The following is a 19,959-nucleotide window of genomic DNA, read 5'->3' as shown; positions in this document are numbered from 1 at the left end:
CGCTCCCATAGGCCGAACGGCGCGGCGCTCTTTCCGACGTAGCCTTGGCCGGCGGCGCCTGCGCTCACGCGCCGATCGCCTTCAGCGCGTCGGTCAAAGGCAGGCTCTGCTTCTCGCCGGTCGCGCGGCGCTTCAGCTCGACGACGCCATCAGCCAAACCCTTGGGCCCGATCACCAGCTGCCAGGGGATGCCCACCAGGTCCATGGCGGCGAACTTCGCGCCGGGGCGCTGGTCGGTGTCGTCCAGCAACGGATCAAAGGCGGCGAGCGCGCGGTAAGCTTCTTCGGAAGCCGCGTCGACCGCCGCGTCGCCGGGGCGCAAGTTGACGATGCCGACGCCAAAGGGCGCGACGGAGTCCGGCCAGATGATGCCGGCGTCGTCATGGCTGGCCTCAATGATCCCGGCCACCAGGCGCGAGACGCCAACACCGTAGGAGCCCATGTGCACAGGCTTGTCGACGCCGTCCGGCCCGGTCACCGAGGCCTTCATCGGCTTGGAATATTTCTCACCGAAGTAGAAGATGTGGCCGACCTCAATACCACGCGCCATCATGCGCTTGTCTTCCGGCGCTTCGGCTTCAAACCGAGCGGGATCATGCATCTCGTCGCTCGCAGCGTAGAGGCGAGTGCGTTGATCGACCAGGGGCTGGAGATCCCCGTCCCAATCGATGTCGGCGCCGGGCGCGCCCATCTCCACCAGATCCCTATGTGCGAAAACCTCACTCTCGCCGGTCTCGGCCAGGATGATGAACTCGTGGCTCAGGTCGCCGCCGATCGGACCAGTGTCGGCCCGCACGGGGATCGCCTTCAGGCCCAGGCGCGAATAGACGTTGAGATAGGCTAGGAACATTCGGTTGTAGGCCCGCCGTGCGGCGGCCTCGTCGACGTCGAAGGAATAGGCGTCCTTCATCAGGAACTCACGCCCGCGCATCACGCCGAAACGCGGGCGCCGCTCGTCGCGAAACTTCCATTGAATGTTGTAAAGATTCTTCGGCAAGTCTTTGTAGGACTTCACGTATGACCGAAAAATATCGGTCACGACCTCTTCCGCGGTAGGGCCGTAGAGAAGGTCGCGCTCGTGGCGATCCTTGATGCGCAGCATCTCCTCGCCATAGGCTTCATAGCGGCCGCTCTCGCGCCACAGGTCGGCGAGTTGCAGCGTCGGCATGAGGATTTCGACGGCGCCGGCGCGGTTCATCTCCTCACGGACAATCTGTTCGATCTTCTTCAGCACCTTCAGGCCCAGCGGCAGCCAGGCGTAGATGCCGGCGGCCTCCTGGCGGATCATGCCGGCGCGCAACATCAACTGGTGCGACACGATCTGGGCGTCGGCCGGCGCGTCGCGCAGGGTAGGCATGAAGTAACGCGACAGACGCATAGATAATCCTCAGGTGTTTCGAATCTCGCAGCGCGGTCTTTGACCGCCGGCGCAGCTTAGCTGCGCCAGGGCAGATCAGACAGGTTGATCAGGTGGAAATGGATCACCGCCCAGATCATCAACCAGACAAGCGCCGACACCCAGGTGGTGGTGATGAACTTCTTCTTCAGGTTCGGGTTCACCGGGGAACCCGGGTCGCTGCCATCGGTCAACCTGATGTCGGCTTCGGCGTGGGTCACCGTGCCCAGCGGCAGGACGACGAACAACACCGTCCACCAGACGGTCAGGTAGATCGCAAATCCGGTCAGAACGCCCATCAGTGCGTCTCCTCAGGTTTAGCCATCAACTCGATCAAGACGCCGCCCATGTCAGCGGGCCGCACGAAGATCACCGGCACGCCGTGGGCGCCGATCCGTGGCTGGCCCGCATTCAGGATCGTGGCGCCCTTGGCCATCAGGGCGTCGCGTGTCGCAATGATGTCCTCAACCTCGAAACAGAGGTGATGCTGCCCTCCGCGCGGGTTGCGCGCCAGGAAGCCATGCAGCGGCGAGCTTTCGCCCAGCGGTTCGATAAGCTCGATCTGGCCATTGGGCAGATCTATGAAGCAGACCCGCACGCCCTGCTCGACCATGTCGAATGTTGGCCGGATGGCGTCGGCGCCCAGCATGTCGCGCCACACCAAAACCGCCTCGGCGATAGAGGGGGTCGCAACCCCGACATGGTTCAAACGACCGATCATCCCCGTCGTATAGCGGCCAGAAGCAACGGGCGCGAGGTCGTCAATGACGGCGTTTGTCCACATTTTAATTCACAATCGTGACGTTCTGTGCGGAACTCGGGCTGTCGCCCTGGGTTGGTCGCGTGCTGGGTGACCCATGTTACGCGGAGGCCGAGCTTGGACCTAAACACCGCAAGCGTTGAACCACTGGCGAAGCTCGTAGGTTTATCAAGTGCTTACGATCTTATTCTGTGGCGTCCTTATCTCTCCTGGGAGGAAGTAGCCTGTGTGCCGGGCTTCGATGAACACCGTGTGGCTGCGCTAAAGTTGGCAGGCGCACAGATTAAGATGCCGGGCGATCCGGTGACCCTCAGAGATATCCGTAACCGCGACGCCGGTCTAAGCTGACGCCTCCGCCGCCTTCGGCGCGCCGCGCAGTCGGTCGGCCAATCGGAAGGCGAACGGATTAAGCACGATCGATAGCAGCGCCGCGGCCAGGATCAAGTCGTGGGTTTCGCGCGAAAGAATATGAAGCTTCAATCCTAACCCCGCGAGAATAAAAGAGAACTCGCCGATCTGAGCGAGACTGGCGGCGATGGTCAGGCTCGCGCCGCGCTCGACCTTGAAGACCGCGCCGATCATCAGCGCCGCGATGGCCTTGCCTACCACGATGATCGCCAGCACCGCGGCGACCTCAAGCGGCGCTTCGACCAGCACACGCGGATCGAACAACATGCCCACCGAGACGAAAAACAGGACGGCGAAAGCGTCGCGCAGCGGCAGCGAACGCTCCGCAGCGTTGTGGCCAAGCGGAGTGCCATTCAAGACGACGCCGGCGATGAAGGCGCCGAGCGCGAATGATGCGCCAAAGACGGCATAGGCCAACCAGGCGATGCCTAGGGCGATCGCCAGAACGCCTAGGGTGAAGAGTTCGCGCGATCGGGTATGAGCGATCTTTACGAGAAGCCAGGGCAGCACCCGGCCGCCCACCACCAACATCAGGGCGATGAAGGCCGTGACGCTGAGGAGGGTCGCGCCAACCCTAATGGCGATCGACGCGGGGGTGGCGGCGCCGGAGGCCGCGCTCGCAACCAGCGGTAGAAGGACCAGCGCCAGGACCATCACCAGGTCTTCGACGATCAGCCAGCCGACGGCGATGCGGCCAGCGTCGCTCTTTACCGCCTTGCGCTCCTCGAGCGCGCGCAGCAGAACCACTGTTGAGGCGACGGAGAGCGCAAAGCCCATCAGCAGCGCCTCGGCGTCGCCCATCCCGCATAGCCGACCCACGCCCCACCCCAGCAGAGTGGCCGCCGCGATCTGCACGACGGCGCCAGGGATGGCGACCTTGCGCACCTTCATCAGGTCGGCGACCGAGAAGTGCAGACCGACCCCGAACATCAGCAGGATCACGCCAATCTCAGCCAACTGTGAGGCCAGGCCGCTGTCGGCCGCCCAGCCTGGTGTGAACGGGCTCACCACCACGCCCGCCAGCAGATAGCCGACCAGGGGCGACAGCTTGAGGCGTAGCGCCAGCATGCCGAAGACGAAGGCCAGCACGAATCCGGCGACCAGGATCAGGATCAAGCTGTCGTCGTGCGGCATCGAATCTCCAGCGCGTCAGCGTCCGAGTTGGCCGCTCATACGGTGAAGTTCAACCCACCTGACAAACTGTTGTCCGCCGCCAGAGCGCCGCTTCGGGCCTTCTCTTGGTCACGCTTGGCGCGCAAAGTGGACTCATGCGCCTGATCTGCCTCGCCCTGGCGGCGACCGTCGCCGCCGCACCAGCGTTCGCCCAGACCGTCTCGCCCGTGACGGTGTTTTCGGGCGAAGCGCCGAAAGTCGTGGCGACCTACCCGGCCCAAGACCAGACGGTGGCGCCGGGTGTTCTGGTCCTGAAAGTGACTTTCAACCAGAAGATGCTGCTGAACGGCTTCGACTACGGGCCGGCGCCGGGCGGCGAACCCTTGGAGTGCGTTCAGACCCCGCGCCTGCTCAACGACGAGAAGACCTTTGTCCTGCTGTGCCGGGCCTGGCCTGGAAAGACCTATGGCGTGACCCTGAACGCATCGGAGAAGCGGGGCTTCGCCAACCGAGGTGAACTGCGCGCCCAGAGCGCCACCCTCACCTTCACAACCCTATCCGGCGAGCCCAATCGCACAGTCGCGGCCGGCCTCAAGGCCGCGGGTTTGGAGCCAACGGACACCCCCATCCAGGAAACGGCCAACGCGGTCCTGCCGGCGTCGACAGCCGCCAAGGCTCCCGCCTACTGACATGCCTGTTCGCTCATCGCGCGCATCAAGACCCCCGGCCGCCCGACAGATCGACCTAAGTCCGCGCTGCGCCCAGGCAAAAGCTCGCGACGCGGTGCGGCGTAATCGCTGTTCTGAACGTTAGATCGTCTCGTCAAGCAGGCTGTCGACAAAGCCCGGCAGCCAAGGGTTGCGGCCGGGCTTCATCCGCTCGGCGCGATAGATATGCCCGAGGTCCGCGTAGGCGCGGTCGAAATCCTTGTTGACGATCACATAATCATAGGCGGCCCAGCGCTCGATCTCCTGCTTGCCCAGATCGAGGCGCGCGCGGATCACAGCTTCTGAATCCTGAGCGCGCGCATGCAGGCGGCGCGACAGGTCGGTCCAGGACGGCGGGAGAATGAACACGCGCACACTGTCGTGCGGCGCATGCTCAGCGACCTGGGCCGCACCCTGCCAGTCGATATCGAACAGCACATCCTTGCCGGTCTCCAAGGCCGCCATCACCGGCGCCTTCGGCGTGCCGTAGAGGTTCTTGTTGACCTCAGCCCACTCCAGAAGTTCGCCGGCTGCGATCATCGCTTCGAAGGCTTCGCGGGTCTTGAAGAAGTACTCGCGCCCCTCTTGCTCGCCCGGCCGGGGCGCCCGTGTCGTCGCCGATATCGACAGGACCATATCGGAATAGTCGGCCACCAGACGGCGCGACAACGAGGTCTTCCCGGCGCCCGAGGGGCTGGATACGAGCAGCAGAAGGCCGCGACGCTGGGTTTCCCAAGGCCGGCCGTGGTCATCGCTCATCGGCGTTCACTCCACATTCTGCACCTGTTCGCGAAATTGCTCGATCGTCGCCTTGAGATCCAAGCCAACGGTCGTCAACGCGCCGATCGCTGACTTTGAGCACAGGGTGTTGGCTTCGCGCATGAATTCCTGAGTCAGGAAATCCAGTCGTCGCCCCACGGCTTCACCCGAAGCCAGCAGCGCGCGGGCCGCACGGACGTGGCCAGCCAAGCGGTCGAGCTCCTCGCGCACATCAGCCTTCACGGCCATGGCGGCGGCCTCCTGGACGACACGCTCTTCACTGACGGCCTCACCGAGCAGCTCGGCCATCCGCCGCGCGAAGCGCGCCTTGATGGCCCCGGGCTGATCAACGGCCAGCGCGCCCGCCTGGACTGTCAGGTCCGATATGCGATCCATAAGGCCGCCCAGGATCGGCGACAGCTGTTCGCCCTCCTCCCTGCGCGCGGACTCCAGGGCGGCGATCGCCAGGCCGAGCGAGGCGGCCATGGCCGCCTCCGCCTCAGCGCTATCCGCCTCGTCCTCGCCAGCATCTTGCTCGATCACGCCGCGCAGGGCCAGCAGACCGTCCATGGTCGGGGGCGCCGCGAGGCCCGTGGCCACATAGGGACTGGCCGCAGCCAGATAGCGCTCCAGAACTTCGACATTGATGCGAACGCCGCCCATCGCCTCCTGGCGCTTGGCCTGGAGACCAATCGTCAACTGCCCCCGCTGGAACCGGCTCTGCGCGGCCTCGCGCGCCACTCGTTCCAGGGTGTCAAACCCTGGCGGGCCACGGAACCGAACTTCGAGGTTGCGTCCGTTGACGCTGCGCGCCTCGACCGCCCAGCTCCAGCCCCCGTGGACGCCCTCAGCCCGTCCGAAGCCGGTCATCCCGGAAACGGTCGCGCTCATCGGATGCCCTGACTTCGCTGGTAGGCGCGATAGCGCGCCACATTGGCTTGATGGGTCGCATAGTCCGAGGCGAAAACATGCCCCCCCTGGCCGTCGGCCACGAAGAATAGCTCGGTGGTCTTAGGCGGATTCAACACCGCAGCAATGGCGTCGCGGCCCGGATTGGCGATTGGCGTCGGCGGCAGTCCGTCGATCTGATAGGTGTTGTAGGCTGTCGGCGCAGCAATCTCCGAGGCCAAGATCCGGCGTCCTAGCGGCCGGCCTGCGGTCACGCCATAGATGATCGTCGGGTCGCTCTCCAACCGCATGCCCCTCCGCAGCCGGTTGATGAAGACCGCCGCGATCCGTGGACGCTCCGAAGCGAGCCCCGTCTCCTTCTCGACGATCGAAGCCAGCGTCACCGCCTCGCGCTGCGTCTTGAACGGCAAATCCTTCTGCCGCCCCGGCCACAGCTCCGCGAGGAGGTCGCCCTGAGCCTTCTCCATCCGCGCCAGCACCGATTGCCGGGTCTGCCCACGTTCGACGCGGTAGGTCTCAGGCAGTAGCACCCCTTCCTCGGGCGTAACCGTCGATCCCGTCAGCACGGCGGATTTGCCGACGGCCTCGGCGGCCATGGCGCTGGTCCAGCCCTCGGGGATCGTCACCATGCGGCGCACCACCTTGCCCGCCCGAATGTCCGCCAGGACGTCGGCCATAGGCGCACCTTGTCGGAACTCGTACTCGCCGGCCTTCAGTCCACCGGCGGCGCCCGTCGCGCGCGCCACCATGATGAAGACGCTCTCGGAGCGAATGACACGGGCATCCTTCAACTGCTCGGCGATGTCGCCGACGCCGGCGCCCTTCGGCAGGACGATCGACACCAGCCCGCCGGAGACCGCGTCCGGGCCTGGCCCCAGGTAGGTCCAGCCCGTCCAAAGCGCAGCCAGGCCCAGGCACGCCGCCAGCGCGATGGCGCCCTGGCCGATCGCACCCAGAGCTGTGGGGCGTCGGAAAGCCGGGGCAAGACGGCGACGTCGGTTCTGCGCACGACGGCGCGTGCGGGCCACGTCAGACTTTCTTGAAGATCACCGAGGCGTTGGTGCCGCCGAAGCCGAAGCTGTTGGACAGCGCCACATTGATCGCCATCGGCTTGGGCTTGTTCGGCACCAGATCGATCGGCGTCTCCACCGACGGATCGTCAAGATTGATCGTCGGCGGCGCGATCTGGTCGCGGATCGCCAAGCAGGTGAAGGCCGCCTCGATCGCCCCCGCAGCGCCCAGGAGGTGCCCTGTCGCCGATTTCGTCGAGCTCATGGTCAGGCCGTTCACCGACTCGCCCATCAACCGCGACACCGCGCCAAGCTCGATCTCGTCGCCGAGCGGCGTCGAGGTCCCGTGGGCGTTCACGTAGTCGATATCGGCAGGGCTGATGCCGGCGTCGCGGATCGCCGCCTCCATGGCCCGGAAGCCGCCGTCGCCGTCTTCGACAGGCGCAGTGATGTGATAGGCGTCGCCGGCCAATCCGTAGCCGACGACCTCGGCGTAAATCTTCGCGCCACGCGCCTTGGCGTGTTCGTATTCTTCCAGCACCAGGACGCCCGCACCCTCGCCCATGACAAACCCGTCCCGGCCTTTGTCGTAGGGGCGGCTGGCCTTTTGAGGGGAGTCGTTGAACCCGGTGGACATCGCGCGGCAGGCGATGAAGCCGGCGATGCCGACCGGGCAGATCGCTGCTTCCGCCCCGCCCGCCAGCATCACGTCCGCGTCGCCATATTTGATCAGGCGCGTCGCGTCGCCGACCGCATGGGCGCCCGTCGCGCAGGCGGTGACAACCGCGTGGTTAGGACCCTTGAAACCGTAGCGGATCGAGACCTGGCCGCTTCCCAGGTTGATCAGCGCCGAGGGGATGAAGAACGGGCTGACCCGCCGAGGACCCTTCTCCGCCAGTTCGATGGAAGTCCGTTCAATCGTCGCCAAGCCGCCGATGCCCGATCCCAGGATAACGCCCGTGCGCCGACGTTCATGTTCGTCCGTCGGCATCCAGTCGGCATCGCGGACAGCCTCGTCGGCGGCGGCCATGGCGTAAAGGATGAAGTCGTCGACCCGGCGCTGATCCTTCGGCGACATGGTCTTGTCAGGATCGAACGAGCCCTCGATCTCAGGTCCGCCGCCGCCCCGGCCATCCACCCGCGGCACTTCGCAGGCGACCTGGCAGGCGTAGTCGGTGGGGTCGAACGTGGTGATCCGACCGGCCCCGGACTTGCCTTCGAGAATCGCCTTCCAGCTCAGCTCCGTCCCCTGACCCAACGGGGTCAGAAGGCCGATTCCGGTGACGACGACGCGGCGGGCAGTGGTGCTCAAACGGGCGATCCTCAAACGAAAGCCGCCGCGGCCGAGGAGTTTGGTCCTCAACGGCGCGGCGGCCCATGGGTGTCAGCAGAGAGTCAACTCAGATTGGGGGGCCGATTAGGCGCCGACCCGCTCCTGGATGAACTTCACGGCGTCGCCGACCGTCTGGATGTGTTCGGCCGCGTCGTCGGGAATTTCGATGTCGAACTCTTCTTCAAAGGCCATCACAAGCTCGACGTTGTCGAGGCTGTCGGCGCCCAGATCGTCGATGAAGCTGGCCTTTTCAGTGACCTTCTCCGGATCGGCGTCCAGGTGTTCGATGACGATCTTACGGACGCGCTCAAGGACGTCGGACATTAGGTAGGTCCCTCGTTAGTCAGCTTCTAACTGCGGCGTCTTCCGCCGCAGCATGGATTGGTTCGGCCAGCCGGTTAGCATGTTCCCGACTAGGGCGCCACGCCCTAGATAGGCGCTGCTCAGATCATCGCCATGCCGCCGTTGACGTGCAAGGTTTGCCCTGTGACATAAGCCGCCTCGGCGCTCGCCAGGTAGGCGCAGGCCGCCGCGACTTCCGATCCGGTCCCGAGCCGGTTGGCCGGGATTGTCCCCATGATCTGGGCCTTCTGGGATTCGTTCAAGGCGTCCGTCATCGGGCTTTCTATGAAGCCGGGGGCGACGCAGTTCACGGTGATTCCGCGGGTCGCGACCTCCTGAGCGAGCGCCTTGGAGAAGCCGATCATGCCGGCCTTGGAGGCGGCGTAGTTGGTTTGCCCTGGATTGCCGGTCACGCCGACGATCGAGGTGATGCCGATGATGCGGCCATGGCGACGACGCATCATGCCCTTGGTCGCCGCCCGGGCCAGCCGGAAGTAGCTCTCAAGGTTCACCTTGATCACGTCTTCCCAGTCGGCGTCCTTCATTCGCAAGATCAAGCCGTCGCGTGTGATGCCGGCGTTGGCGACCAGGATGTCCAGCGGCTGGCCGGCGATGGTCTCCGCCTTCTCCACCAGGCCGTCCACGGCCGCGGAGTCCGACAGATTCGCCGGCGCGATGGCGACACGCTCCTTGAGCTCTTCGGCCAGCGTCTGCAGCGCCACCTCGCGGGTGCCGGAGAGCACGACCGTCGCGCCCTGGGCGTGCAGCGCGCGGGCGATCGCGGCGCCGATGCCGCCGGTGGCCCCGGTGACGAGGGCGGTCTTGCCGGTCAGGTCGAACATGGCGGGCTCCTTAGACGGTCGCGGCGAAGGTTTCGAGATCGGCCGGGCTGTTCAGGGAAACGGCCGCTGCGTCAGGGGCGATCCGTTTCGCCATCCCAGCCAGGACCTTGCCCGAACCCGCCTCGGCGAACCGTGTGATTCCGCCTTCGCCAGCGAGCCATAGCATGCTCTCGCGCCAGCGCACCCGGCCGGTCACCTGATCGACCAGAAGGCCGCGGATCGCTTCCGGATCCAGCGTCGGCCGCGCCGTGACATTGGTCACCACGGGCGCAGCGGGCGCGATGATCCGCGCCGACGCCAGGGCCTCGGCCATCTCGTCTGCGGCCGGCTGCATCAGCGGGCAGTGGAACGGCGCCGACACGTTCAGCAGGATCGCACGCGCCCCTAGCGCCTTGGCCTTCTCGATCGCGGCGCCGACGGCGGCCTTGTCGCCGCTGATGACCACATTGCCTTGGTTGTTGTCGTTGGCGACCACGCAGACGCCGAACTTGGCGCCCTCGGCGGCGGCCTCCTCGGCCAGAGCGACATCGGTCTTCGGACCGATCAGGGAGGCCATGGCGCCTGCGCCCACCGGCAAGGCGCGCTGCATGGCCTGGCCGCGCACCCTCAGGAGTCGGGCCGCATCGGAAAGGCTGAGCGCGCCAGCGGCGGCGAGGGCCGAATATTCACCCAGGCTATGGCCCGCCACGAAGGCCGCCTTGCCGATGCCAGCGCTGAAGTCGCGCTCCAGCACGCGCATCACCGCCAGGCTCACCGCCATGAGGGCGGGCTGGGCGTTTTCGGTTAGGGTGAGCTGGTCTTCAGGGCCCTCGCGCATCAGCCGAGAGAGGTTCTGGCCCAGGGCGTCGTCGACCTCCTGGAAGACTTCGCGCGCCGAGGCGAAGGCCTCGGCCAGTTCGGCGCCCATGCCGACGGCCTGGCTGCCCTGTCCGGGAAAGATGAACGCTAGGCTCATGCCGCTCCCTCTCACTTTCTTGCTTCTTCTGAGGCGGGAGGACTTAGGGGATATGAAAACGCCCCGCAAGTTAAGGGTCGGCGCTGACGGTCGCGCTTCCCAATCCGCGCCAGGGGCGTAGTCTGGTTGGAAATAAGCCCCCAAAACGCCTCCAGGAAGCTCCGCCATGAAACGCCTCGCCGCCGCCTTCGCGCTCGCCGCCTTCGCCGCCAGCCCCGCCCTGGCCGACCTCAAGCCCGGGACGGTGGCCCCGGCCTTCACTGCGCCCGCCTACCTCGCCGGCAAGCCCTTCACCTACAAGCTGGCTGACGCCCTGAAAAAGGGACCCGTCGTGCTTTATTTCTTCCCCTCGGCCCACACCAAGGGCTGCAACATCGAGGCCCACCTGTTCTCGGAGGCCGTCGACGACTTCAAGGCTCAGGGCGCATCGGTGATCGGCGTCACTGCCGGCAAGATCGACGAACTGGCCGCCTTCTCCGCCGAGACCGAGCACTGCGGCGGCAAGTTCCCCGTGGCCGCCGATCCGGGCGCCAAGATCGCCAAGAGCTACGACGCCCCTCTTAAGGTCGCCGGCATCACCCCGCCCACCGACCTGTCGGCGCGCACCACCTATGTGATCGCCCCCAACGGCAAGATCCTGCTGGCCTACGACAACCTCAACCCCAACGAACACGTCAACCAGAGCCTGGCCGCGGTGAAGGCCTGGAGGGCCAAGAAGTAGGGGATGCTTGCCCTCCCCCTCTACGCAGGGGGAGGTATTCCTTGCCAGAACCGCGGTTTTCCCCTATTCGCCCGCCTCTTCACGGGAGCGGTCTCGCGCGGAACACTAAAGGGTTCGGGAAACTCCCGGCCGCCGCGCATCAGAGATCCATCGTATCCGGTCGGACCTTCCGCCACCGGACGCGCCGCCCCAAGCATGGAAGTAAATAGCCATATGGCGCTTTACGAACACGTGGTCATTTCGCGGCAGGATATCTCGCCGCAACAGGCCGAAGCCCTCAACGACACCCTGAAGGCCCAGATCGAAGCCGGCGGCGGCAATGTCGCCAAGATCGAATACTGGGGCCTGCGCAACCTGACCTACCGGATCAAGAAGAACCGCAAGGGTCACTATTCCCTCCTGGCCATCGACGCTCCGTCGGACGCCGTGAAGGAAATGGAACGCCAGCTGTCGCTGAACGAAGACGTCCTGCGGTTCATGACCGTTCGCGTCGAAGAACTGGACCTGGAGCTGTCTCCGGTCCTCGCCCGCCGCGATCGCGACCGCGATCGTCGCGACGATGTCCCGCAATTCTAAGAAAGGGAGGCTCTCGCTATGACTGACGAAACCTCCACGGCCCCGACCGCCGGCGCATCGGCAGGCGGCGCCCGCCGCCCGTTCTTCCGCCGCCGCAAGGTTTGCCCGTTCTCCGGCGCCAACGCCCCGAAGATCGACTACAAGGACGTGAAGCTGCTGCAGCGTTACGTCTCGGAACGCGGCAAGATCGTGCCCTCGCGCATCACCGCGGTGTCGGCCAAGAAGCAACGCGAACTGGCCAAGGCCATCAAGCGCGCCCGCTTCCTGGCCCTCCTCCCCTACGTCGTGAAGTAAGGGAGCGCACAGATGAAAGTCATTCTGCTCGAACGCGTGGAAGGCTGGGGAACCCTCGGCGACGTGGTCAACGTCAAGGACGGTTACGCCCGCAACTTCCTGCTGCCCCGCGCCAAGGCGCTCCGGGCCAACAACGCCAACCTGAAGGTGTTCGAAGCCCAGCGCTCCGACATCGAGGCCCGCAACGCCCGCACCAAGGCTGACGCCGCCCAATCCGGCGAAGGTCTGGACGGCACGTCGTACATCCTGATCCGTCAGGCTGGCGAAAGCGGCCAGCTCTACGGCTCGGTCAGCGGTCGTGACGTGGCCGACGCGGTCAACGCCGAAGGCGGCAAGGTCGAACGCTCGATGGTCGTCCTGGACAAGCCGATCAAGACGATCGGCGTCCACGAGGTGAAGGTGCGCCTACATGCCGAGGTCACGGTCACCGTGACCCTGAACATCGCGCGCAGCCAAGACGAAGCCGAGCGCCAGGCGCGCGGTGAGAACGTCATCAACTCGCAGTTCGAAGAAGATCGTCTCGCCGACGAAGAAGCCCAGGCCGACCTCCTTGAAGGCGGTGCGGGTTCGATCCAAGGCGACTCGGAAGACTAAGCTTCCGACCAAGGTCGACATGCGAACGGCGCGGAGGTCACCCTCCGCGCCGTTTTGCTGTTTGGCGCGAGGCCAGGACTAATCAGTCCTTCGCGCGCTCGTAATAGGAACCGTCTTCGGTCAGCACCACGATGCGGGTGCCGGCGGTAATGTAGGTCGGCACCATGGTGCGCACACCGTTGGCCAACATCGCCGGCTTATACGAACCTGAAGCCGTCTGACCCTTGGTCACCGGCTCGGTGTCCACAACCTCGAGGGTCACCCGGGCAGGCAACTCCAGCGCGATGGGCGCCCCCTCGTGGGTCTGCAAGGTTACCGTCATGCCATCAGCGAGATAGGCGCCGAGTTCACCGATGATGTCGTCGCGCGCCACCAGTTGGTCGAAGCTCTCGGGGTTCATGAAGTGGTACTCTTCGCCGTCCTTGTAGAGGAAGGTGTAGTCGCGTTGATCCACCGTCGCGCGCTCGACCACCTCAGTGGTGCGATAGCGCTCCGACACCTTCACCCCGTCCGAGATGCGGCGCATGTTGAGCTGGGTCACGGGCGTGCCCTTGCCTGGGTGGATATTTTCAGCGTTGAGCACGACGTACAGCTTGCCATCCATGTCGACGACGGCGCCCTTGCGCAGCGAGCTGGCCTGAACTTTCACGTTTCTTGTCCTTAAGATTTCTGCGGACCGGGGTCCGCCTATGACTCTGCTGGCGACAGCCTGTGTCGGCGCACCTATACGATCGGCGGCCAAATCGCCAGCCTGCCGAAGATTTCGCCCGTGAACCTGCCTTCTCCGTCCCCTTGGTGGCGGCCTGACATCCACCAGGACCGCCGGCCGTTCCTGGAAGCGCGCGGCCGTATCTTGAAGGCCGTGCGGGCCTGGTTCGACGACCGCGGCTTTGTCGAAGTCGAGACAGCGGGCCTGCAGGTCTCCCCCGGCAACGAAGCCCATCTACATGCTTTCCAGACCGAGGCGCTCGGGCTTGATGGCGCCCGCCGCGCCCTCTACCTGCGCACCTCTCCCGAATTCGCGTGCAAGAGCCTGTTGGCCGCCGGAGAGCAGCGCATCTTTGAGATTTCCAAGGTTTGGCGCAACCGCGAGCGCGGCCGCCTCCACCATCCCGAATTCACCATGCTCGAGTGGTACCGGGCGGAAGAGCCCTATGAGTCTCTAATGGCGGACTGCGCCCTGCTGCTGGCGCTGGCCGCCGAAGCGGCCGGCCGTCCGGCGCTAACATGGCGCGACTCGACCTGCGACCCCTTCGCCGAACCCGCTCGATTGACGCTAGCCGAGGCCTTCGAAGACTTCGCGCAGATCGACCTCCTGGCGACCATCGCTACGACCGGCGCGACGGATCGCGACGCCCTGGCCACAGCAGCGACGGCCGTGGCCGTTCGCGTAGCTGACGACGACACCTGGTCGGACGTCTTCAGCCGTGTGCTTGTGGAGAAGGTCGAACCCAACCTCGGCCACGGCCGCCCCACCATCCTCCACGAATACCCCGCCGCCGAGGCCGCGCTGGCGCGGCGTAAGGCCGACGATCCGCGGGTGGCCGAGCGCTTCGAGCTCTATGCCTGCGGGGTCGAGCTCGCCAACGCCTTCGGCGAGCTGACCAACGCCACGGAGCAGGCCGCGCGCTTCGAGGCCGAGATGGCCGAGAAGGCTCGCGTCTACGGCGAACGTTACCCCATCGACCCGGACTTCTTGGCGGCGCTGCAGATCATGCCTGAGGCTTCTGGCGCGGCGCTTGGCTTTGATCGGCTGGTGATGCTCGCCTCTGGCGCGAACCACATCGAGCAGGTGCTATGGAGCCCCGTTGCGGAGATCTGTCCATGAACAAGCCCCTCAAGACGCTCACGAGCGCCGTGGCGCTCGCCGACGCCGGCCTGATCCGCGCGGAACAGCTGCCCGCCCTGGAGCGGGTCGCCGCCCGCTACGCGGTGGCGGTGACGCCGGCCCTGGCCGAGATGATCGACCCGCTGGACGAAGCCGACCCCATTGCGCGGCAATTCCTGCCCCAGGCTGAGGAATTCAACCACTTGCCGGAGGAGTCCGCAGATCCCATCGCCGACGACGCACACAGCCCTGTCCCCGGCGTCGTCCACCGCTACGAAGACCGCTGCCTGCTCAAGCTCACCCACGCCTGCGCCACCTACTGCCGGTTCTGTTTCCGGCGCGAGATGGTCGGCCCCGGCGGGGTCGGCGCCCTCACGCCAGCCGAGATCGAGACCGCCCTCTCCTACATCGCCGCGACGCCGGCCATCTGGGAAGTGATCCTGTCAGGCGGCGATCCCCTCGTCCTGTCGCCGCGACGGCTTAAGGCGGTGATGGCCCGCCTCGCCGACATCGCCCACGTGAAGGTCGTACGCCTCCACACCCGAGTCCCGGCCGTCGATCCCGAACGGATCACGCCCGCCCTGGTGCGCGCGCTGAAATGCGGAGACAAGGCCGTCTACCTGGCCCTGCACGCCAATCATCCGCGCGAGCTCACGCCTCAAGCCCGCGCCGCCTGCGCTCGCATCGTCGACGCCGGCGTCCCCATGCTGTCCCAGAGCGTCCTGCTCAAGGGCGTCAACGATGATCCAGAGGTCTTGGGCGCCCTCATGCGCGCATTCGTCGAGACACGCATCAAGCCCTATTACCTTCACCATGGCGACCTTGCGCCGGGCACCAGCCATCTGCGGGCCACCCTCGACGAAGGCCAGGCGGTGATGCGCGCTATGCGCGGGCGCTGGTCCGGCCTGTGTCAGCCCACCTACGTCCTCGATATCCCCGGCGGCCACGGCAAGGTCCCGGTGGGACCGCACTACTGGGACGGCGAATACGTGGAGGATCCGCAAGGCCGCCTCCACGCCTATCCGCCGCTCGTCTAGTCCTGGCGCGCGTCGTAGAGTCGGCGCAGGATTTCAGGCGCCAGGTCCGGCAAGTCCTCCGCGATCAGACCGGGGCCATGCAATTCAGCCGCCTCGGCGTGAATCCAGCAGCCGGCGCAGGCCGCATCGAAACTATCCATCCCCTGGGCGATCAGCCCGCCGATGAACCCCGTCAGCACGTCCCCCGATCCCGCGGTCGCCAGCCAGGGCGACCCGTTGAGGCTGACGGCGCAGCGCCCGTCCGGCGCGGCGATCACCGTGTCCGAGCCTTTCAACAGAACCACGGCCCCGGCGATCCCCGCGGCTTCACGCGCTGCGGCGATCCTGTGTTCCGATTTGGCCAGGAGCCCCGGAAACAACCGCTCGAACTCGCCGGGATGCGGCGTCAGCACGTCGTCGCGATCCAGAATGGAGAACAACTCGTCGCTGTCGGCGCGAAAAATGGTGATGGCGTCGGCGTCGAGGATCAGGGCCGCGCCCGTACGGGCCAGCGCCATCACGTTCAGCAAGGTCGATTCCGTCACACCCGCCGCCGGACCGATGACCGCGGCGTCGACGTCCGCCGCACCCTGCTCCAGCTCCATGTCGGTCTCGAAGGGGCGCAACATGACCGCCTCCAGATGCGCGGCGTTGGTCGCCGCCGCCTCGATGGGCGAGAAGAGCGTGACAACGCCGGCGCCGATGCGCAGGCCGGCTCGCGCTGACAGCCGTGCGGCGCCGGTGTTCCAGGCGTCGCCGCTGACCACCAGCATCCGGCCTCGGGAGTGCTTGTGGGACGCAGCGTCTGGCCAGGGAAACCCGGCTAACCAGAGGGCGACGTCATTCTCGACAACCGTCGTCGCCAGGGGCGCCAGGCCGATGTCGGCGACGACGACCTCGCCGCACAGGCTGCGGCCAGGCTCCAGGACGTGGCCGATCTTGCGCGCATGAAAGGTGACGGTCAGGGCCGCGGCGACGCAGGCTCCCAAGGGACGGCCTGTGTCGCCCGAAAGACCGCTGGGAAGGTCGACGGCGACTACCCGACTGGGACTCTCGGCGAGCCGCGCCGCCAAGGTCGCGGCCTCGCCCCTCAAGGGGCGCGCCAGCCCCGCGCCGAACATCGCGTCGACCACCAGGCCTTCCGGCGGCGCGGCCCCCGCGAGGGCGACCGGCCCCGCCCATTCCTGCCGCGCACGAAGGCAACCCTCGCTCGCAGGCTCCGCGATCGCCCAAACGGTCACGGGCCAGCCGCGAGACTTCAACAGGCGGGCGATCACATAGCCGTCGCCCCCATTGTCGCCGGGCCCGCAGATCACCGTCAGCGGTTGGGGCGTCAGGCGCGCGCAGATCGCCTCCGTCACGGCTGCGGCCGCACGCTCCATCAATATGGCGTTGGAAGCGCCCGCGCCGAGCGCCGCGGCGTCGGCTGTGCGCATCTCGGCGACCGTCAGGATACTGCTCAACTCAAGTCCTCCGCCGTAGGGGCTGTTGTGGCGCGATTGCGCCTTCGCCCACAAGCGAGGCGTCGGCCCCCCTGCGGAGCCGCCGGAAATTGGGCGCCGAATGTAACAATCTTCAGCAAACTGGAGCCGCAAGGCCAAGCTGGCTTTCGATCGAATACGCCAAGTTTCGCCGCGTTTTCTTCGGCGAGAGCCTGCATTGAACAGGCCCGTCGATCTCTGCGCCAACTTTTTGGCCGACCCGCGGTAAAAATGCGGCTCAACATCGCCCTTTAGGCAATGGTCGAAAATTGTCCCCAAGGCGCCTACTATTTGCACATATGCTTGTTTACCGCACGCTCGCGGGCGTTCCGTCGCATAGCCCCTTGTCGGCGCGCCCGCCTACGTGCTCCGTCCGCCGCGTCCGTTGAGGCGGGCGCTTGAAGAGTGACCGATCGAGCCAATGAAAAAAATAGAAGCCGTCATCAAGCCGTTCAAGTTGGACGAAGTGAAGGAAGCCCTGCAGGAGCTTGGGGTTCAGGGCATGACCGTGATCGAGGCCAAGGGCTACGGTCGCCAGAAGGGCCAGACCGAGCTGTACCGCGGCGCCGAATATGTCGTCGATTTCCTGCCCAAGATAAAGATTGAGGTCGTCATCGCCGATGACCAGCTCGACCGCGCCATTGAGGCGATCGCCAGCGCCGCGCGCACTGGCAAGATCGGCGATGGCAAGGTGTTCATCTCCGACATCCTCGATGTTATGCGCATCCGCACCGGCGAAACCGGTCCGGAGGCTGTCTGAACCGAGGCGGTTCGAAGAATCTGTCTAAGTCACCAACCACCGAAAACGCGGTCCAAGGGGCCGCGGCGCTCAAGGAAAGGGGATCGTTTCCATGGCCAACACCGCCAAGGATATTCTGGCTCTTATTAAGGAAAAAGACGTCAAGTACGTCGACGTCCGCTTCACCGACGTTCGCGGCAAGATGCAGCACGTCACCTTCGACCTCGCGCTCGTCGATGACGACTTCCTGACCGACGGCACCATGTTCGACGGCTCGTCGATCGCCGGCTGGAAGGCCATCAACGAAAGCGACATGAAGCTGCGTCCGGACCTGGACACTGCGATCATCGATCCCTTCTACCAGCAGACGACGCTGGCGATCTTCTGCGACGTCGTGAACCCCGACACGGGCACCCCCTACAATCGCGACCCGCGCTCAATCGCCAAGGCCGCGCTGAACTTCGTGAAGTCGGCCGGCATCGGCGACACGGTCTACTTCGGCCCGGAAGCCGAATTCTTCGTGTTCGACGACGTGAAGTGGTCCACCCAGCCGCATGACACCGGCTACAGCTACGACTCGGTCGAACTGCCGGTGAACACGAACAAGGCCTACGAAGGCGGCAACATGGGCCACCGCCCGGGTCCGAAGGGCGGTTATTTCCCGGTGAACCCGGTCGACAGCCTGCAGGACATGCGCGGCGAAATGCTCTCCATCATGGGCGAGCTCGGCATGAAGCCGGAAAAACACCACCATGAAGTCGCGCCCGCTCAACACGAGCTTGGCCTGATGTTCGACACCATGGTCGTCATGGCCGACCGCCTGCAGCTCTATAAGTACGTCATCCACAATGTCGCTGACGCCTACGGCAAGACGGCCACCTTCATGGCCAAGCCGATGTTCGGCGACAACGGCTCGGGCATGCACGTGCACCAGTCGATCTGGGGCGAAGGCAAGCCGCTGTTCGCCGGCGACAAGTACGCGGGCCTCAGCCAAATGTGCCTCTGGTACATCGGCGGCATCATCAAGCACGCCAAGGCCATCAACGCCTTCTCGAACTCGACGACCAACTCCTACAAGCGTCTGGTGCCGGGCTACGAAGCCCCGGTGAAGCTGGCCTATTCGGCCCGCAACCGTTCGGCCTCGATCCGCATCCCGCACGTCGACAGCCCGAAGGCCAAGCGTCTGGAAGCTCGCTTCCCCGACCCGATGGGCAATCCCTATCTGACCTTCACCGCCTTGCTGATGGCCGGCATCGACGGCATCGTGAACCAGATCGATCCGGGCGGCCCCGCCGACAAGAACCTCTACGACCTCCCGCCCCGCGAACAGAAGAAAATCCCGGAAGTCTGCGGCTCGCTGCGCGAAGCCCTCGAAAACCTGGACAAGGACCGCGGTTTCCTGAAGGCCGGCGGCGTCATGGATGACGACTTCATCGACTCCTACATCGAGTTGAAGATGGAAGAGGTCATGCGCCTCCAGCTCCATCCTCACCCGGTCGAATTCGACATGTACTACAAGTGCTAATCGGCGAAAGCTGACGTTATGAGGGGGCCCGGATGGCGACGTCCGGGCCTTTTTCATGCACGCTCAGTCGTAGAAGCATGGGGCCTTCGCCGTCCATTCCGACTTCGGATAGCGGGCGTGCAGGATCTTGAATGCCCTTTGGCCCGAGTGGTTATGGCTGCCGCAAGCGCCCGTCCGCCCGGTCCCACGCGAAACAGCATCGGCACGATGTCGTCCACCGGAGCCAGCGCCAGCCAGGTTTCGCTCCCGCACCAGGACGCGAGCCCAGTCATTGATAACGCTGTGCCGTAGGGCGAACCCGCCCGGGCGAAGGCTAGCCCCTTGGCCGCCGTCCGCGCGCGCAAGGCGGCCGTCCATTGCCGGTGCTGGCCATGGTCGATCTGGATATGCACGAGCGCCGTCGAGACCTGGCCGGGCGCAGCGTGCAATACGAACATCCGCCCCCGCCCTGTCACCGCGGCCCCACCGACCTCGACAAAGCCCGTCTGAACCGTCACCTCGACGCCGGGCGCGAACCACAGGTCTTCCGGCCGTTCCCACGCCCAAAGCACGGGCGTCCGTTGCGCCCAGGCGGGCGTCGCACTCAGGGTCACGGCCGCCAAGGCCGCCCTCAGATTGCCTTGCCCTCGCGTCTTGCTCATACCGGCGCCA

General features: G+C 65.6%; 23 protein-coding genes. 9 read left to right on the top strand and 14 right to left on the bottom strand.

Features of this window, described 5'->3' with window-relative positions; translation table 11 throughout:
- Positions 1 to 64 precede the first annotated feature (64 nt).
- From proS to BN1313_RS09195, 4 genes are all read right to left on the bottom strand, one after another.
- On the bottom strand, positions 65 to 1,378 hold the full coding sequence (proS, locus tag BN1313_RS09210) for a proline--tRNA ligase (RefSeq protein WP_091739433.1): 1,314 nt from the start codon (positions 1,376 to 1,378) through the stop codon (positions 65 to 67).
- A gap of 56 nt (positions 1,379 to 1,434) precedes the next feature.
- Positions 1,435 to 1,695 (bottom strand): DUF1467 family protein, encoded by a 261-nt coding sequence (locus tag BN1313_RS09205; protein WP_091739430.1) that lies wholly within the window; start codon positions 1,693 to 1,695, stop codon positions 1,435 to 1,437.
- Positions 1,695 to 2,117 carry a methylmalonyl-CoA epimerase gene (gene mce / locus BN1313_RS09200; protein ID WP_091739427.1) on the bottom strand — a complete coding sequence of 141 codons (423 nt, stop codon included), beginning with the start codon at positions 2,115 to 2,117 and terminating at the stop codon, positions 1,695 to 1,697. Before mce ends, BN1313_RS09205 begins: the two co-directional genes overlap by 1 nt.
- Before the next feature lie 378 nt (positions 2,118 to 2,495).
- A complete protein-coding gene (locus tag BN1313_RS09195) occupies positions 2,496 to 3,698 on the bottom strand; it encodes a cation:proton antiporter domain-containing protein (RefSeq protein WP_091739424.1) in 1,203 nt (400 codons plus the stop codon).
- 134 nt (positions 3,699 to 3,832) lie between these two features.
- Here BN1313_RS09195 and BN1313_RS09190 point away from each other — a divergent pair, with 134 nt between their 5' ends.
- Positions 3,833 to 4,366, top strand: a complete 534-nt coding sequence (locus BN1313_RS09190) for a hypothetical protein (RefSeq protein WP_091739421.1) — start codon at positions 3,833 to 3,835, stop codon at positions 4,364 to 4,366.
- 120 nt (positions 4,367 to 4,486) lie between these two features.
- Here BN1313_RS09190 and gmk read toward each other — a convergent pair whose 3' ends face one another.
- The 7 genes from gmk to fabD all read right to left on the bottom strand — a co-directional run bounded on the left by gmk (position 4,487) and on the right by fabD (position 10,534).
- Positions 4,487 to 5,143: a guanylate kinase gene (gene gmk / locus BN1313_RS09185; protein ID WP_091739417.1), complete on the bottom strand. Its 657-nt coding sequence runs from the start codon at positions 5,141 to 5,143 to the stop codon at positions 4,487 to 4,489.
- A gap of 6 nt (positions 5,144 to 5,149) precedes the next feature.
- A complete protein-coding gene (locus BN1313_RS09180) occupies positions 5,150 to 6,034 on the bottom strand; it encodes a YicC/YloC family endoribonuclease (RefSeq protein ID WP_245620150.1) in 885 nt (294 codons plus the stop codon).
- The gene (mltG, locus tag BN1313_RS09175; RefSeq protein ID WP_245620149.1) at positions 6,031 to 7,080 is read right to left on the bottom strand and encodes an endolytic transglycosylase MltG; all 1,050 of its coding nucleotides are present in this window, start codon (positions 7,078 to 7,080) and stop codon (positions 6,031 to 6,033) included. Before mltG ends, BN1313_RS09180 begins: the two co-directional genes overlap by 4 nt.
- 1 nt (position 7,081) lies before the next feature.
- Complete coding sequence (fabF, locus tag BN1313_RS09170) at positions 7,082 to 8,374, bottom strand: beta-ketoacyl-ACP synthase II (protein WP_091739414.1); 1,293 nt, start codon at positions 8,372 to 8,374, stop codon at positions 7,082 to 7,084.
- 105 nt (positions 8,375 to 8,479) lie between these two features.
- Entirely contained in the window at positions 8,480 to 8,719 is a 240-nt protein-coding gene (locus tag BN1313_RS09165) for an acyl carrier protein (protein ID WP_091739411.1), read from the bottom strand.
- Positions 8,720 to 8,838: 119 nt separating this feature from the next.
- Entirely contained in the window at positions 8,839 to 9,579 is a 741-nt protein-coding gene (fabG, locus tag BN1313_RS09160; protein ID WP_091739408.1) for a 3-oxoacyl-[acyl-carrier-protein] reductase, read from the bottom strand.
- Positions 9,580 to 9,589: 10 nt separating this feature from the next.
- Entirely contained in the window at positions 9,590 to 10,534 is a 945-nt protein-coding gene (gene fabD, locus BN1313_RS09155; protein ID WP_091739405.1) for an ACP S-malonyltransferase, read from the bottom strand.
- 166 nt (positions 10,535 to 10,700) lie between these two features.
- Between fabD and BN1313_RS09150 the strand changes: the two genes are divergently transcribed.
- The 4 genes from BN1313_RS09150 to rplI all read left to right on the top strand — a co-directional run bounded on the left by BN1313_RS09150 (position 10,701) and on the right by rplI (position 12,719).
- Positions 10,701 to 11,255 carry a peroxiredoxin gene (locus BN1313_RS09150; protein WP_091739401.1) on the top strand — a complete coding sequence of 185 codons (555 nt, stop codon included), beginning with the start codon at positions 10,701 to 10,703 and terminating at the stop codon, positions 11,253 to 11,255.
- Between the two features lie 213 nt (positions 11,256 to 11,468).
- Positions 11,469 to 11,831, top strand: a complete 363-nt coding sequence (rpsF, locus tag BN1313_RS09145; RefSeq protein WP_091739398.1) for a 30S ribosomal protein S6 — start codon at positions 11,469 to 11,471, stop codon at positions 11,829 to 11,831.
- Positions 11,832 to 11,849: 18 nt separating this feature from the next.
- Positions 11,850 to 12,125, top strand: coding sequence for a 30S ribosomal protein S18 (gene rpsR, locus BN1313_RS09140; protein WP_091739394.1), 276 nt, complete (start codon positions 11,850 to 11,852; stop codon positions 12,123 to 12,125).
- A 12-nt stretch (positions 12,126 to 12,137) separates the two neighbouring features.
- A complete protein-coding gene (rplI, locus tag BN1313_RS09135) occupies positions 12,138 to 12,719 on the top strand; it encodes a 50S ribosomal protein L9 (protein ID WP_091739391.1) in 582 nt (193 codons plus the stop codon).
- An 82-nt stretch (positions 12,720 to 12,801) separates the two neighbouring features.
- On the opposite strand, the gene efp is transcribed toward rplI, so the two are convergent.
- Positions 12,802 to 13,368 (bottom strand): elongation factor P, encoded by a 567-nt coding sequence (gene efp / locus BN1313_RS09130; RefSeq protein ID WP_091739389.1) that lies wholly within the window; start codon positions 13,366 to 13,368, stop codon positions 12,802 to 12,804.
- Positions 13,369 to 13,488: 120 nt separating this feature from the next.
- Between efp and epmA the strand changes: the two genes are divergently transcribed.
- The gene (epmA, locus tag BN1313_RS09125; RefSeq protein ID WP_218054341.1) at positions 13,489 to 14,547 is read left to right on the top strand and encodes an EF-P lysine aminoacylase EpmA; all 1,059 of its coding nucleotides are present in this window, start codon (positions 13,489 to 13,491) and stop codon (positions 14,545 to 14,547) included.
- Positions 14,544 to 15,584 (top strand): lysine-2,3-aminomutase-like protein, encoded by a 1,041-nt coding sequence (locus BN1313_RS09120; protein ID WP_091739386.1) that lies wholly within the window; start codon positions 14,544 to 14,546, stop codon positions 15,582 to 15,584. The genes epmA and BN1313_RS09120 overlap by 4 nt, the downstream gene beginning before the upstream one ends.
- On the opposite strand, the gene BN1313_RS09115 is transcribed toward BN1313_RS09120, so the two are convergent.
- A complete protein-coding gene (locus BN1313_RS09115) occupies positions 15,581 to 16,999 on the bottom strand; it encodes an NAD(P)H-hydrate dehydratase (RefSeq protein WP_091742563.1) in 1,419 nt (472 codons plus the stop codon). The genes BN1313_RS09120 and BN1313_RS09115 overlap by 4 nt on opposite strands.
- Before the next feature lie 466 nt (positions 17,000 to 17,465).
- Here BN1313_RS09115 and BN1313_RS09110 point away from each other — a divergent pair, with 466 nt between their 5' ends.
- Together BN1313_RS09110 and glnA are read left to right on the top strand one after the other, a co-directional pair.
- Entirely contained in the window at positions 17,466 to 17,804 is a 339-nt protein-coding gene (locus BN1313_RS09110) for a P-II family nitrogen regulator (RefSeq protein WP_091739383.1), read from the top strand.
- A 91-nt stretch (positions 17,805 to 17,895) separates the two neighbouring features.
- Positions 17,896 to 19,308, top strand: coding sequence for a type I glutamate--ammonia ligase (gene glnA / locus BN1313_RS09105; protein WP_091739380.1), 1,413 nt, complete (start codon positions 17,896 to 17,898; stop codon positions 19,306 to 19,308).
- A gap of 53 nt (positions 19,309 to 19,361) precedes the next feature.
- Here glnA and BN1313_RS09100 read toward each other — a convergent pair whose 3' ends face one another.
- The gene (locus BN1313_RS09100) at positions 19,362 to 19,949 is read right to left on the bottom strand and encodes a hypothetical protein (RefSeq protein WP_091739375.1); all 588 of its coding nucleotides are present in this window, start codon (positions 19,947 to 19,949) and stop codon (positions 19,362 to 19,364) included.
- Between the last annotated feature and the right edge of the window lie 10 nt (positions 19,950 to 19,959).

It is taken from the genome of Phenylobacterium immobile (ATCC 35973), assembly GCF_001375595.1.
GTDB lineage: Bacteria > Pseudomonadota > Alphaproteobacteria > Caulobacterales > Caulobacteraceae > Phenylobacterium > Phenylobacterium immobile.
The sequence above is the reverse complement of the archived record's forward strand: the minus strand, read 5'-3'. Positions and strand labels throughout refer to the sequence as shown.

Excerpts from the sequence above, each read along its gene's own strand:
- proS (WP_091739433.1), bottom strand. The coding sequence starts at position 1,378 with ATGCGTCTGTCGCGTTACTTCATGCCTACCCTGCGCGACGCGCCGGCC.
- BN1313_RS09205 (WP_091739430.1), bottom strand. The coding sequence starts at position 1,695 with ATGGGCGTTCTGACCGGATTTGCGATCTACCTGACCGTCTGGTGGACG.
- mce (WP_091739427.1), bottom strand. The coding sequence starts at position 2,117 with ATGATCGGTCGTTTGAACCATGTCGGGGTTGCGACCCCCTCTATCGCC.
- BN1313_RS09195 (WP_091739424.1), bottom strand. The coding sequence starts at position 3,698 with ATGCCGCACGACGACAGCTTGATCCTGATCCTGGTCGCCGGATTCGTG.
- BN1313_RS09190 (WP_091739421.1), top strand. The coding sequence starts at position 3,833 with ATGCGCCTGATCTGCCTCGCCCTGGCGGCGACCGTCGCCGCCGCACCA.
- gmk (WP_091739417.1), bottom strand. The coding sequence starts at position 5,143 with ATGAGCGATGACCACGGCCGGCCTTGGGAAACCCAGCGTCGCGGCCTT.
- BN1313_RS09180 (WP_245620150.1), bottom strand. The coding sequence starts at position 6,034 with ATGAGCGCGACCGTTTCCGGGATGACCGGCTTCGGACGGGCTGAGGGC.
- BN1313_RS09165 (WP_091739411.1), bottom strand. The coding sequence starts at position 8,719 with ATGTCCGACGTCCTTGAGCGCGTCCGTAAGATCGTCATCGAACACCTG.
- fabG (WP_091739408.1), bottom strand. The coding sequence starts at position 9,579 with ATGTTCGACCTGACCGGCAAGACCGCCCTCGTCACCGGGGCCACCGGC.
- fabD (WP_091739405.1), bottom strand. The coding sequence starts at position 10,534 with ATGAGCCTAGCGTTCATCTTTCCCGGACAGGGCAGCCAGGCCGTCGGC.
- BN1313_RS09150 (WP_091739401.1), top strand. The coding sequence starts at position 10,701 with ATGAAACGCCTCGCCGCCGCCTTCGCGCTCGCCGCCTTCGCCGCCAGC.
- rpsF (WP_091739398.1), top strand. The coding sequence starts at position 11,469 with ATGGCGCTTTACGAACACGTGGTCATTTCGCGGCAGGATATCTCGCCG.
- rpsR (WP_091739394.1), top strand. The coding sequence starts at position 11,850 with ATGACTGACGAAACCTCCACGGCCCCGACCGCCGGCGCATCGGCAGGC.
- rplI (WP_091739391.1), top strand. The coding sequence starts at position 12,138 with ATGAAAGTCATTCTGCTCGAACGCGTGGAAGGCTGGGGAACCCTCGGC.
- BN1313_RS09120 (WP_091739386.1), top strand. The coding sequence starts at position 14,544 with ATGAACAAGCCCCTCAAGACGCTCACGAGCGCCGTGGCGCTCGCCGAC.
- BN1313_RS09115 (WP_091742563.1), bottom strand. The coding sequence starts at position 16,999 with ATGCGCACAGCCGACGCCGCGGCGCTCGGCGCGGGCGCTTCCAACGCC.
- BN1313_RS09110 (WP_091739383.1), top strand. The coding sequence starts at position 17,466 with ATGAAAAAAATAGAAGCCGTCATCAAGCCGTTCAAGTTGGACGAAGTG.
- glnA (WP_091739380.1), top strand. The coding sequence starts at position 17,896 with ATGGCCAACACCGCCAAGGATATTCTGGCTCTTATTAAGGAAAAAGAC.
- BN1313_RS09100 (WP_091739375.1), bottom strand. The coding sequence starts at position 19,949 with ATGAGCAAGACGCGAGGGCAAGGCAATCTGAGGGCGGCCTTGGCGGCC.